The sequence below is a fragment of the Streptomyces sp. NPDC056222 genome (assembly GCF_042264065.1).
GTDB lineage: Bacteria > Actinomycetota > Actinomycetes > Streptomycetales > Streptomycetaceae > Streptomyces.
In genome coordinates this window covers 21,767-34,210 of record NZ_JBHJTL010000005.1, presented here as the reverse complement: position 1 = coordinate 34,210, position 12,444 = coordinate 21,767, and the positions used below count along the sequence as shown (strand labels likewise).

10 protein-coding genes and 1 tRNA gene are annotated in these 12,444 nt (G+C 71.7%); 4 read left to right on the top strand and 7 right to left on the bottom strand.

Annotated elements, in window-relative coordinates:
* The first annotated feature begins 92 nt into the window (after positions 1–92).
* Together ACFC0D_RS04135 and ACFC0D_RS04130 are read left to right on the top strand one after the other, a co-directional pair.
* Positions 93–1,160, top strand: coding sequence for an LLM class flavin-dependent oxidoreductase (locus ACFC0D_RS04135; protein WP_376430910.1), 1,068 nt, complete (start codon positions 93–95; stop codon positions 1,158–1,160).
* A 237-nt stretch (positions 1,161–1,397) separates the two neighbouring features.
* On the top strand, positions 1,398–3,095 hold the full coding sequence (locus tag ACFC0D_RS04130; protein WP_376430909.1) for a glycosyl hydrolase family 18 protein: 1,698 nt from the start codon (positions 1,398–1,400) through the stop codon (positions 3,093–3,095).
* A gap of 134 nt (positions 3,096–3,229) precedes the next feature.
* On the opposite strand, the gene ACFC0D_RS04125 is transcribed toward ACFC0D_RS04130, so the two are convergent.
* The gene (locus ACFC0D_RS04125; protein WP_376430908.1) at positions 3,230–5,104 is read right to left on the bottom strand and encodes a putative bifunctional diguanylate cyclase/phosphodiesterase; all 1,875 of its coding nucleotides are present in this window, start codon (positions 5,102–5,104) and stop codon (positions 3,230–3,232) included.
* A gap of 356 nt (positions 5,105–5,460) precedes the next feature.
* Between ACFC0D_RS04125 and ACFC0D_RS04120 the strand changes: the two genes are divergently transcribed.
* Positions 5,461–6,711 carry a M6 family metalloprotease domain-containing protein gene (locus ACFC0D_RS04120; protein WP_376430907.1) on the top strand — a complete coding sequence of 417 codons (1,251 nt, stop codon included), beginning with the start codon at positions 5,461–5,463 and terminating at the stop codon, positions 6,709–6,711.
* A gap of 59 nt (positions 6,712–6,770) precedes the next feature.
* On the opposite strand, the gene ACFC0D_RS04115 is transcribed toward ACFC0D_RS04120, so the two are convergent.
* The 4 genes from ACFC0D_RS04115 to ACFC0D_RS04100 form a co-directional block, all read right to left on the bottom strand.
* A tRNA-Lys gene (locus tag ACFC0D_RS04115) sits at positions 6,771–6,844 on the bottom strand.
* Positions 6,835–7,506, bottom strand: coding sequence for a bifunctional DNA primase/polymerase (locus ACFC0D_RS04110; protein ID WP_376430906.1), 672 nt, complete (start codon positions 7,504–7,506; stop codon positions 6,835–6,837). Before ACFC0D_RS04110 ends, ACFC0D_RS04115 begins: the two co-directional genes overlap by 10 nt.
* A 176-nt stretch (positions 7,507–7,682) precedes the next feature.
* The gene (locus ACFC0D_RS04105; RefSeq protein ID WP_376430905.1) at positions 7,683–8,039 is read right to left on the bottom strand and encodes a hypothetical protein; all 357 of its coding nucleotides are present in this window, start codon (positions 8,037–8,039) and stop codon (positions 7,683–7,685) included.
* A 99-nt stretch (positions 8,040–8,138) separates the two neighbouring features.
* A complete protein-coding gene (locus ACFC0D_RS04100) occupies positions 8,139–8,753 on the bottom strand; it encodes a TetR/AcrR family transcriptional regulator (protein WP_376430904.1) in 615 nt (204 codons plus the stop codon).
* Between the two features lie 69 nt (positions 8,754–8,822).
* Here ACFC0D_RS04100 and ACFC0D_RS04095 point away from each other — a divergent pair, with 69 nt between their 5' ends.
* Positions 8,823–9,422, top strand: a complete 600-nt coding sequence (locus ACFC0D_RS04095; RefSeq protein WP_376430903.1) for a peroxiredoxin-like family protein — start codon at positions 8,823–8,825, stop codon at positions 9,420–9,422.
* Between the two features lie 91 nt (positions 9,423–9,513).
* On the opposite strand, the gene ACFC0D_RS04090 is transcribed toward ACFC0D_RS04095, so the two are convergent.
* Complete coding sequence (locus ACFC0D_RS04090) at positions 9,514–10,851, bottom strand: AAA domain-containing protein (protein WP_376430902.1); 1,338 nt, start codon at positions 10,849–10,851, stop codon at positions 9,514–9,516.
* Positions 10,848–12,437: a hypothetical protein gene (locus ACFC0D_RS04085; RefSeq protein WP_376430901.1), complete on the bottom strand. Its 1,590-nt coding sequence runs from the start codon at positions 12,435–12,437 to the stop codon at positions 10,848–10,850. Before ACFC0D_RS04085 ends, ACFC0D_RS04090 begins: the two co-directional genes overlap by 4 nt.
* Positions 12,438–12,444: the final 7 nt, after the last annotated feature.

Genomic DNA, 12,444 nt, shown 5'->3' with positions numbered 1-12,444 from the left:
CTGAACAGGTCATTCCTGCCGGCCCGCGGAATAACCGGAGACAGCCTCCTGTTCTCTGTCCGTACGTACTACTGGCAGAAGGGTCGTCAACGGTGAGCGACGCGATTCGGGGCACGGCGCACGGGGACTCTCCCGTACCGCTGTCCGTACTGGACCTGGTGACCGTCGGCAGCGGCCGGACCGCGAGCCAGGCGCTGGCCACCAGCGTCGAGATCAGCAAGCTCGCCGAGCGGCGCGGCTACCACCGCCACTGGATCGCCGAGCACCACTCCATGCCCGGCGTCGCCTCCTCCTCGCCGGCCGTGATCCTGGCCCATCTCGCCGCCCACACCCACCGCATCCGGCTCGGCTCGGGCGGTGTCATGCTCCCCAACCACGCCCCGCTGGTGATCGCCGAGCAGTTCGGCACGCTGGAGGCGTTCGCCCCGGGACGGGTCGATCTCGGGCTCGGCCGCGCGCCCGGCACGGACGGCGCCACGGCCGCCGCCCTGCGCCGGACCCAGACCCTGAACGAGGGCGCGGACGACTTCCCGCAGCAGCTCGCGGAGCTGACCCGCTTCCTGGACGACGACTTCCCGGACGGCCACCCGTACGCACGGATCCACGCCGTGCCCGGTCCGGTGCAGGGGAGTTCGGGCAGGCCGCCGATCTGGCTGCTCGGCTCCTCCGGCTTCAGTGCGCGCCTCGCCGGGATGCTCGGCCTGCCGTTCGCCTTCGCCCACCACTTCTCGGCCCAGAACACGATTCCCGCGCTCGACCTCTACCGGGACTCCTTCCGTCCCTCGCCGGTCCTCGACGCCCCCTACGCCCTCATCGGCGTCGCCGCCCTCGCCCACGAGGACCCGAAGGAGGCCCGTCGACAGGTCCTCACCGGCGCGCTGTCGATGCTGCGTCTGCGCACCGGCCGGCCGGGGCTGATCCCGACCCCGGAGGAGGCGGAGGCGTACGCCTTCAGTCCGACGGAGCGGGATTTCGTGGACAGCTGGCTGGCGAACATCGTCTTCGGTGCACCGGACGAGGTGCGCACGGGTCTGGACGATCTGCGCAAGCGGACCGGCGCCGATGAGCTGATGATCACGGCCAACGCCCATGGCGGCGATGTCCGGCTGCGGAGCTACGAGTTGATCGCGGACGCGTACGGGATGCCGGAACTCGGCTGAGATTCGTGGAGGTTGGTTCGGTCCGGAAGGGCTGGCTCCGATACCCCTAAGTGAACCTTAAACCGCTCGTCACCTGTGGTGGCGGGCGGTTCTTTTCTGTGCTGCACCGCTCTGACGAGGCCTTTCTCCCGCCAATTGGTCTAGTCCTCAATCTGGTTCAGACCATTGACGTGCTGTTCACCCAGGGGCTATCACTTCACCAACTCCCGTATCGCGTCACCCCCTCGGAGGCCGAACGTGCACCCCCGTAAGCCCTTGATCGCCGCGCTCGTGAGCACGGCCCTCGCCGCAGGCGCGCTCGCCGCGACCGTCGGAATCGGCTCCGCCTCGGCAGCCGGCACCGCCACCACCGCGGCCGCCGACGGCAACGTCCGCATCGCGTACTACGACCAGTGGAGCGTGTACGGGAACGCCTTCTACCCCAAGCACCTCGACACCCGGGGCATCGCGAGCAAGCTGGACATCATCAACTACTCGTTCGGCAACATCCACCCCACCGAACTCACTTGTTTCGAGGCCAACAAGGCCGCGGGTGACGACAACAACCCCAACGCGGGCGACGGTGCGGGCGACTCCTACGCCGACTACCAGAAGTCCTTCAGCGCGGCCGACAGCGTCGACGGCGTGGCCGACACCTGGAACCAGCCGATCGTGGGCGTCTTCAACCAGTTCAAGGAGCTGAAGGCGAAGTACCCCCACCTGAAGATCAACATCTCGCTCGGCGGCTGGACCTACTCCAAGTTCTTCCACGACGCGGCCAAGACCGACGCCAGCCGCAAGAAGCTGGTCTCCTCCTGCATCGACCAGTACCTCAAGGGCAACCTCCCGGTCGAGGGCGGATTCGGCGGCCCCGGCACCGCGGCCGGCATCTTCGACGGCATCGACATCGACTGGGAGTACCCCGGCTCCTCCGGCGGCCACCTCGGCAACCACTACGGCCCCGAGGACAAGCAGAACTTCACCCTTCTCCTCGCCGAGTTCCGTAAGCAGCTCGACGCGTACGGCACGGCCAACGGCGGCAAGAAGTACATGCTGACCGCGGCACTCCCGGCCGGCCAGGACAAGATCAAGTACATCGAGACGGACAAGATCGGCGCGTACCTCGACTACGCGAACATCATGACGTACGACATGCACGGCGCCTGGGACGGCGACGGGCCGACGTACCACCAGTCCCCGCTGTACTCCGGCTCGAACGACCCGACCGACCCCATCGCGCCGGGCACCGAGAAGTACTCGATCGACAACGCGATCGACTCCTGGATCGACGGCAAGCCGGCCTACGGCATCGCCGGCGGCTTCCCGGCCAACAAGCTGACGCTCGGCTACGAGTTCTACTACCGCGGCTGGAAGGGCGTCCCGGCGGGCTCGGCCAACGGCCTCGCCCAGAGCGCGACCGGCGGCTCGAACGCCCGCCCGCTCAGCCAGCAGGCCGGCATCGCGCACTACAAGGAGCTCGGCGGCATCGTCGACAACACGGCGACCAGCTTCTGGGACGACCAGGCTAAGTCCTCGTACTTCTACAAGGACGGCGAGTTCTTCACCGGCCTCAACCAGCGGTCCGTCCAGGCCCGGGTGGACTACGGCAAGCAGCGCGGCCTGGCCGGGGCGATGATGTACTCGCTCCTCGGTCTGGACAACAACATCACCCTGCTGAACCAGATCAGCGACGCGCTCGGCGGCACGACCGCCCCGCCGACCACTCCGCCCACGACCCCGCCCACGACGCCTCCGACCACCCCGCCCACGACCCCGCCGACGACGCCTCCGACCGGCTGCGGCTCCGTCCCGGCGTACGTGGCCGGCACCGTCTACACCGGCGGCAGCGTGGTCTCCCACAACGGCCGCAAGTGGCTGGCCCAGTGGTGGACCCAGAACGAGACGCCGGGCACGACCGGCGAGTGGGGCGTCTGGAAGGACCAGGGCGCCTGCTAGCTCCCCGCTGAGCACCACATGACCACTGCCCCCGCCCGGAATGTCCCTCCGGCCGGGGGCAGTTCCATGCCCGCGCCCGGGCGGCCCCGGCGGAGCACACCGGCAGCCGGCGGTTCACGCCGGCGGCGGGCCGCTCAGGCCGACAGCGTGGTGGATCCGATCAGCTCCGCGATACGGTCCGGGGCCACCGCGCGCGAATAGAGCCAGCCCTGCCCCGTGTCGCAGCCGATGCGCCGCAGCCGGGTCGCCTGCCCCGAGGTCTCCACGCACTCGGCGGTGACCGTCAGACCCAGCCGGTGGGCGAGTTGCACCAGGGCCTCCACGATCAGCTCGTCCGCCGGGTTGGCGTGCGCCTCGTCCTGGAAGCCGCGGACGAACGAGCCGTCCAGCTTGAGCACCGAGACGGGCAGCCGGCTCAGATACGCCAGGTTCGAGTAGCCGGTGCCGAAGTCGTCGATCGCGATCCGCACCCCCATGTCGCTCAGCGCCTGCAGCGCCTGGAGCGGCCGCCCCGCCGAGCCCATCACCGCGGATTCGGTCAGCTCCAACTGGAGCAGATGCGGCGCGAGCCCGGTCTCCGCCAGGATGCCCGCCACGTCCGCCACCAGGTCCGAGTCCCAGACCTGGCGGACGGCGACGTTGACGCTCACGAACAACGGCCGTTCGCGCGGATGGTCCTTCTGCCACTGCCGGGCCTGCGTGCATGCCGTGCGCAGCACCCACCGCCCCAGCTCGACGATCGAGCCGTCCTCCTCGGCGATCCCGACGAACCGATTCGGCGGAAGCGTGCCGAACTGCGGGTGATTCCAGCGCACCAGCGCCTCCACCCCGTGCACCGCGCCGTCGGCGAGACCGACCAGTGGCTGGTACTCCAGCCCGAACTCCCCGCGCTCCACGGCCGGCCGGAGAGTGGAGGAGAGCGCCTGCCGAGTCATCCGGTGCGCGTTGCGCTCGGGGTCGAAGAGGGTCCAGCGGGCCTTGCCGTCGGCCTTCGCCCAGTACAGCGTGGTGTCCGCGGCCTGCATCAGCCCCGTCGCGGTCGTCCCGCGGGCGCCCCGCTCCACCACCCCGATCGAGGCCGAGACCGAGAGCCGCTGTCCGGCCAGGTCGAAGGGCTGCTGAAGTGCGCAGAGCACGGACTGCGCCAGATCCGCGAGCTGTTCGGTCCCCGTGGAGTCCTCGACGAGGATCGCGAACTCGTCGCCACCGAGCCGCGCCACCAGGTGGCCACCGCTCCTGGTGTATCCGTCGTTGTCCGCGCACTCCGTCAGGCGGGCGGCAACGGCGGCGAGCAGCCGGTCCCCGATCCGGTGCCCCATGGTGTCGTTGACCGCTTTGAAGCCGTCGAGATCGAGGTAGATGAGACCGATCCGCCCTGTTCCGCCATGCCCGTACGACGAGTACGACTCGTCCGACAGGTGTGACGATCGGATGTCCGGGAGCTCGTCCTCCTGGGAGGCCGCCTCCAGGGCCGCCGAGAGCCGCTCGAAGAACAGGGTGCGGTTGGGGAGCCGGGTCACCGGGTCGTGCATCTGGAGGTGACGCAGCCGCGCCTGAAGTTCGCGCCGGTCGCTGATGTCCGCGATGGAGAGCAGGACGCGGCGGGTGTCGGCCACGGGGGAGACGGTGACCTCGGCCCAGAGCGAGCGTCCGTCGGGGTGCTTCAGCCGGCGCGTGCAGCGGAAGCGGGAGCGGCGGCCGCGCAGCACCTCACGGTACGCGTGCCAGGTGCGGCCGTCCGCGGCGAGGTCGACGAGGTCGGCGGCGGCCTGCTCGGTGAGCGTGTCGGCCTCGGTGCCGAGGAGGGTGCCGAGCGCGTCGTTGGCGGCGACGACGAGGCCGTTCTGGTCGACCACGGCCATGGCGAGCTGGGCCGCCCGGAAGGCGGCGCGGTAGTCGTGGAGTTCGGCGTCGACCGGGAGCGCGTGATGACGCTCCGTGATCGAGGGCGCGGGCTCCCGTGCGGGCGAGAGCTGGGTGTGCACCGGTCCTTCGGGGGTTCCGCTCACCGCTCGCTCCCGTAGTGCAGTTGGGCCGTACAGGCGTGGTCGGGATGGGGTCGGCCAAGGAAAGTGTGCCGATCATAGGGGCAGCCCCGGGGGCTATTCCAGCTCCGTGGACCCCGTCCCGCCCGACCGGGGGGTGAGTCTCGTCGCCGTGCACCCCTGGCCGATCGTTTCTGCGCGGGTCTGACGCGGGACGGCGGGGGCCTGACCGATTGTGACGTTCCGTGAGCCGTTGAGGGCGCGTGTCGCGTCGACGCCGTGTCGTGCGCTCACCCGACTGGGGCAGCGGAAAAGTGCGAAACGGCTCAAACCGTCACAAGGTGGGTGGGGTATCCCCCATTCAGGAGCCGGAGGTCCACGTGAGGGGTCAGCAGACACCCGAGGGAGTGGAACGGCCGCGGCTGCGCGCCTCCGCGGCGGCCTTCACCTCTCTCGTGGCGCTCGCCGCAACCGGGCTGGTGGCGGGCCCCGCCGTGGGCGCGCCCGCGGCCGGTCCCTGCGCCCTGCCCCGTACCGCCGCCCACCATTCCCTGGGCCTCGACACCTGGAACGGCTCCTACCCACAGCCCGTCCGCTCCCTGGACGCGGTCATGATCTTCCTGTCCTTCCCCGACTCCACCCCGCTGACCAGCACCGACGAGCTGGCAGCCGACCACTTCCCCAGCACGGGCGACTTCTTCCGGCGCGCCTCGTACGGCCGCTTCGCCCTTCACCCCGACACCCGGCGCGACTGGACCCCGATGCCGCAGGCGTCCACGGCGTACGCCATACAGCGCGACTGGGAGGCGGGGAAGCGCACGGCCTATCTGCGGGACGCCGTCGCGGCGGCTGACGACCAGGTCGACTTCTCGCGGTACGACATCGTCTATCTGGTCGCCGACCCGGACGCGCCCGGCGTGGACTCCGACGCCACGAAGGTCGTCAACCTGGAGTCCCCGCTCACCGTGGACGGCACGGAGATCAAGCGGGTCGTCACCGTCTTCGAGCGGCACCCGCCGGACCGCAATGTGCTGGCCCACGAGACGGGCCATGTCTTCGACCTGCCCGACCTCTATCACCGGCCCATGGACGGCAAGGGCGACTGGGACACCCATGTGGGTGACTGGGACGTCATGGGCAGCCAGTTCGGCCTCGCCCCGGACCTCTTCGGCTGGCACAAGTGGAAGCTGGGCTGGCTGGACCGGAGCAATGTGATCTGCGTGCAGCAGCCGGGCACCCGGCTGCTCACCCTGGAGTCGCTGGCGGCGGCTCCGGTGGGCGGCGGCACGGTCGGCAAGCGGCTCGCGGTCGTACGGACGGGGTCGGGCACGGCGCTCGCGATCGAGGCGCGCGGCTCGACCGGCAACGACCAGGACACCTGCACGGAGGGTGTGCTGATCTACCGCGTACGGAACGAGGCGGCTTCCGGGGACGGCCCGGTCGAGGTCGTGGACACCCATCCGAAGACCGAGGCCTGCTGGGACCGCTCGGTGTATCCGCCGCTGGCGGACGCGCCGCTGGCGGTCGGGGAATCGTTCACGGTGCCGGGGGAGGAGGCCCGGGTGGAGGTGGTGGACCGGACGCCGGCGGGTGCGTGGACGGTGAAGGTGACGCTGCCGGAGAACACCTGAGGCGCCGGACCTGGAACACGAAGAAGCCCCTCGCTTCCGCGAGGGGCTTCTTCCGTCTGTGCGCCGCCAGGGACTCGAACCCCGGACCCGCTGATTAAGAGTCAGCTGCTCTAACCAACTGAGCTAGCGGCGCCTGCTGACGTCGTAGACCTTAGCATCCTGATCGGCGGGAGGAAAAATCGATATCCGCACGTCGGCGGCGGACGCGGCCCGGACCGCCCGGACACAGGCCCAGAGCATGACCTCGGGCCCCGGCAGCCAGGGGTGCCGGGTGTCGGGCGCGACGACCCAGCGGGGGCCTGCGGGCTCCAGCGGTGTCAGCGGAGGGATGGTCACGGCGTCGCCGGTGCCGTGGCAGAGCGGCGGCGGGACGGCGTCACCCCACTCCTCCCAGTGGAGCAGGGCCGGTAACCGCTGGGCGGTCCCGGGCGCGGCGAACAGCAGCATCCGGCCCCGGTACACGGCGACGGGTCCGGTGCCCGGCCCCTCCGACCAGAGCCGGTCGAGCATCCGGCGTCCGAACAGCATGTCCACGTTCACGACGTCGAAGACCGTGCCGCAGGGGAGTACGGCGGGGGCGGTCGGCCGGGCCTCCCAGAGCGCGAGCGTGGAGCGCGGGAACGCGGCGGCGGAGGCGAGCCAGTCGGCACCGGCGCAGGTGACGTGCGCGGTGTGATGCCGCCCTTCGTCCCCCTGCCGCAGGAACCGGAAGATGTCGGGCCGGTCCGTGCGTCGCTCGTCGGTGTCGCTCTGGGCCGGGCTCAGGGGAGTCTCGTCTCGCAGCCATGCGCTCATGGAGCAAGATCTACCGGGAGTGACCGGTCTGTTTCCGAGGGTTGCCGGAAACCCGGACAGGGCGGGTACGAGGGGAGTATCTTTCGCCCCGGCATATGCCAGATGGTGGTGGCGGAGAGGGCCGAAGGGGTGAGCGCGGCCCTGCTCCGGGCCGGCGCTCGGCGATCCGCCGGGACTCAGTCGTCCTGGGACGTGCCGCCCGTACGGATCAGGTCGCGGCCGAACTCGATCATCCGGCGCGCGTAGTCCTCGGTCCACTCCGCCCGCTCGGCGACGTCCGCGGGCGTCAGCCGGTCGAACCGGCGGGGATCGGCGAGCTGGGCCGCCGCGATCGCCTGGAACTCGATCGCCCGGTCGGTCGCCGCCCGGAAGGCGAGCGTCAGCTCGGTCGCGCGGGCCAGCAGCTCGCGGGGATCCTCGATCGACTCCAGGTCGAAGAAGTGCTCCGGGTCGGCGGTCGCTTCGGCAGGCTCGAAGATCAGCGGCGCGGGTCGGAGTCGCCGCTGCCCGTTCCGCTCCGCGGATTCCGCCATCGTTCTTCTCCTCCTCGCACGCACACGGCCCGGACACCCGGGCCGCCGTCTTCCATTGTCCCGCCTCGCGCAAGGGGGTGGGGTGCCGGACCGCGATCCTCAGTCGCCGAGGCCGCGCAGATAGACCGCGAGCCCGCCGAAGAACTCCCGCTCGGCGTCGATGCCGGGGGCGTGCCGGGCGGCCTCCGTCATGTACGGGAAGTGGTCCTCCGGCAGCTCGGCGATGGTGGCCGTGCCCGCGCCGGCGAGGGACCCGAGGTGTTCGAGCTGGATCGCCCCGACGACGTAGCCGATCAGGCCGCGCAGGGCGACGACCCGCTGCTCGCCCTCGATGCCCGCCTCGGCCAGGATCCCGAGCACCGACTCCGACCAGCGCAGCAGTCCGGGCAGCCGGTGCCGGTGGGTGACGGTGAGCGGGACGGCGGCGGGGTGTTCGCCCACGCTGTCGCGGAGCCGGCGGACCATGGCCTCGATCCGGTCCCGCCAGGGCGTGTCGGCGGTGGGCGGGGTGGGGTCGACGGTGCTCAGGACGCGTTCGACGACCAGCCCCTCCAGCTCGTCGCGGTCGGCCACGTACCGGTAGAGCCCCATCGTGCTCATGCCGAGTTCCTTGGCGACGGCGCGCATCGACAGGCCGTCGAGTCCGTCGCGGTCGATGACGGCGAGGGCGGCGGCTGCCAGTTGGTCCTGGGTGAGGGAGCGGGGGCGCGGCATGGGTTGACAGCGTACGGCATACGCCTACGCTGAATAGGAGTACACCGTACGCCTACGTGGAGGTGTTCCATGGCCCTGCCCGCAATGCGGCTGCGACCCGGCTCGACGGTCCCCGTCCGCACCCTTGAACCGCTCCTCGGCCCCCCGGTCGCGGTCCCGGACCCCGGACGACTCGTCCATCTGCAGTTCCGGCGCTTCGCCGGCTGCCCCGTCTGCCATCTGCACCTGCGGTCCGTGGTGCGACGGCACGAGGAGATCGAGGCGGCCGGCATCCGTGAGGTCGTCGTCTTCCACTCACCGGCCGAGGAGTTGACCCCGCACCTGGAAGGCCTGCCGTTCCCGGTCGTCGCCGACCCGGGCAAGGGGCTCTACACCGCGTTCGGCGTCGAGTCCTCGCCCCGGGCGCTGCTCAGCCCCCGGGCGTGGGGGCCGATGGCCCGGGCCGTGACCGTCGGCACCTGGGAGATGCTGCGCGGCCGCGCCCGCCCGCCGGTACGCAGCCCGCAGGGCGGCCGGCTCGGTCTGCCGGGCGACTTCCTGATCGGCACGAACGGCCGCATCGTCGCCGCGAAGTACGGCGAACACCTCGACGACCAATGGCCGGTCGACGAACTCCTCGCCCACGCGGCGGCGTCCCGACGGGACGGCCTCACCCCGACGACGGGCTGACGCGACCGCTCGGGGACGGTTCGCAGGGCTCGTCGCGGATCTGCCCCGGCCGCTTCCCCGGTGCCCGCAGGTGCGGGCACCGCAGAAGGCGCTACGGCCGCCACGGGACGCGATGGGCGGACCAGAAGTCCCACGTGCTCATCATCGCCTCCCAGCCGTCCGGGAACTTGACCGTCACCCCCAGCTGGACCGGTTCCGTCGACGGGTGGTCGTCCAGGAGGTCCGACACACCCGCGCGGCAGACCACGATGCAGGCGTGGCGGTGGCGGGAGGTCAGGACGCAGAGGCGGCCCGTCTCCAGGTGGAAGGCCGTGGCGTCCGGGCGGCCCGAAAGGGGGTGGAGGACCACCGTCACGTCGTACTCCCGGCCCTGCAGCCGGTTCGCGGTGTCCACCGTCACGCCCGAGACGCCCAGTTCCGCGAGCGCCGCGCGGACCGCCGCCGCCTGGTCGCGGTGGGCCGTGCCGACCGCGATCCGGTCGGGGGTCAGCGGGACCGGGTCGGGTGAACGCTCCGATACGGCCGCACCGCCCCGGTCCAGGAGCCGGCGCACCACCAGAGCCACCGCCCGGACCGCCTCGGGATCCGTACGCGGGGTGTGCCGGGCGGGGAGTTCCAGCAGGCCCCAGCCCGACTCCGCGGCCTCGTCCAGGACACGATCCGGGCCCGAACCGTCCGACGGCACCCCGAAGGCCAGCCGCCGGTCACCGTGGTCGGTGCCGCTGCGGAAGCGGGTGTACGGATAGAACGCGTCGGACACCAGCGGCGCGGCCGAGGCCGGCAGCCGCCAGGAGACGGGCAGCCGGTGCTGCGGCAGATCCGGATTGTGGGCGAGCAGCGTCGAGACCGCGCTCGCCGACGGGTCGTACGAGAGTCCCGCCCACTGCTCGGCACCGACCACCGAGAACGGGTCCAACTGCCCTGGGTCGCCCACGAAAAGCGCCCGCTCGAAGAGCCCGGCCACCGCGAGCAGCGAGTCCGAGCGCATCTGGTACGCCTCGTCCACGATCGCGTGCGCCCACGGCTCCACGTTCTTCACGTGCGCCCACTTCGCGGCCGTCGAGATTGTCACCGGAAGCCCCGCCAGGTCCCCCGCCTTCGAGGACTTCCGTACGTTCTCCAGATCGTCGAGCGCCTTGTCGTACGGATCGCTGTCGTTGGAGTGCAGCCGGCCCACCGGAAGGTCCGGCTCCTTCTCGGCGAGTCGCAGCACCAGGTCGTCGACCTGCGCGTTCGTCTGCGCGACGACCATCAGGGGCCGACCCGCCGAGGCCAGTTCGAGCGCGGCCCGGACGACGAGCGTCGACTTGCCCGCGCCCGGCGGGGAGTCGACGACGACGCCCCGGGAGCTCCCGCGCAGGGTGTCCCGCAGGATGTCGTCCGTCGCCCGTGCGGCCGCCGCCGAGGGGTCGAAGTCGTCGGCGGTCACAGCAGGTCCTCCGTGGTGACGGCATCGGGCAGTTCGGCGACGTCGGAGCGCGGGGGGCCGCCGTGCGTCCAGGGTGTCTCCTCCGGGTCCGGCAGCTTGGCACCCACGCGCTGGTCGTGCTCGAACAGCGTCCAGGCGATCCACTCGCCCTTCTCCGGCACCGAGCCCTCGGCGGGCTCCTTGGAGCGGCCCATCCGGTCGGTGACCCGCAGCACGAGCGAGCCGTCGTCCTCGTACCGCACGAACTCGGCCGTCTGCGGCTTGCCTTCGAGCGAGCGGTACACCTTCACCCGCTCGGACAGATGCGGCCGGTCGTCGGTGCGGACCGTGAGCAGCGGGCGCGGCGAGGGCCGCTTCGACTCCGACCAGGCCATCGTCACGTCCACCACCTCCGTCTCGAACGCCTCTCCGGCGAGCCGCCGCCCCGCGAGCACCAGCGGATCGTCGAGGGCCTCCTGAGCGTCGAGCTGGCCCTGCGCGGACTCCCGCGCAGCCAGCTTCTGGGCGGCCGTCACGGCGTCGTCGCGGCGCGGCTGCGGCGGTTCGCCGGCCACGACCCGGTCGCGGTGGCCGGTGAACGACCAGCGGTCGCGGGTCCAGCGGTCCGCCACCCTGGCCCCCTCGGGCAGCTCCCGCAGCAGGTCGAGGGAGTGCCACACCGCGTCCCAGGTCGGCTTGAGCTGGGAGGCGATCAGCCGGCGGATCTCCCCCTCGGCGCGGTGCAGTTCGCCGAGCCGCTCGTCGGCGCTCTCGCCGTCCTCGGCCGCGGCCAGGGCCTGCCGGGCCCGGTCGAAGCGCTCGATCGCGGGCGCGAGCAGCCGGTTGTCGAAGGCCGGGTCCGTCGCGGGACCGGCGGGCGGGCACAGCAGCTGCCCGTCGCGGTCCCGGCCGAGCTCGGCCCGCAGCGCCGCCTCCGCACCGGAATCCCCCTCCGGGGGATCGACCCAGGCCAGCAACGCGCCCAGGTGCTGGTCCTCCAGGGAGGACTGGCCCGTCGCCCAGTGCCGGTTCAGCAGGTCGGTCGCCGACAGCAGCAACGAGGAACCCGGCACGCGGGCCCGCTCGCCGAAGTGCGTCAGCCACCGGCCGAGCAGCGGCACGCGCGGCGGCGCAGGGAACGGCGCCTCCGGGTCCTGCTCCGCCGTCCGCCGGAACCGCATCGAGCGCCCGAGGAGCCGTACGTACTCGATGCCCGCCCGGCTCGGCACGATCAACTGCGGTGCGTCCGCGCATAGTTCGACCTCGACCTTGACCTTCTTGCCGGTCTCCGGGTCGGTCTCGTTCCTCTCCGCAGCCTCGACCACGTCGGCGAACGAGTCGATGTACGGCAGGACCACCTCGGCCAGGTCGGCGAGGAACGCGAACCGCAGGTCCCGGTCGCGCGGCTGCGCGACGACCAGGAGCCGCGGCTCCTCGGCATCGGTACCGACCAGCGCGCCGAGCGGCGCGCCCGCCTCGCCGGCCGTGGTCAGCGGTACGAGGACGAGCGGCCGGTCCGACAGATGCCGGTGCCGCACCGTGGCCAGCGGCTGTGCCCGCCCGGACTCGACGGCCTCCAGCCGGGCGAGGGTGGAGATCAGCGACATGAGGGGG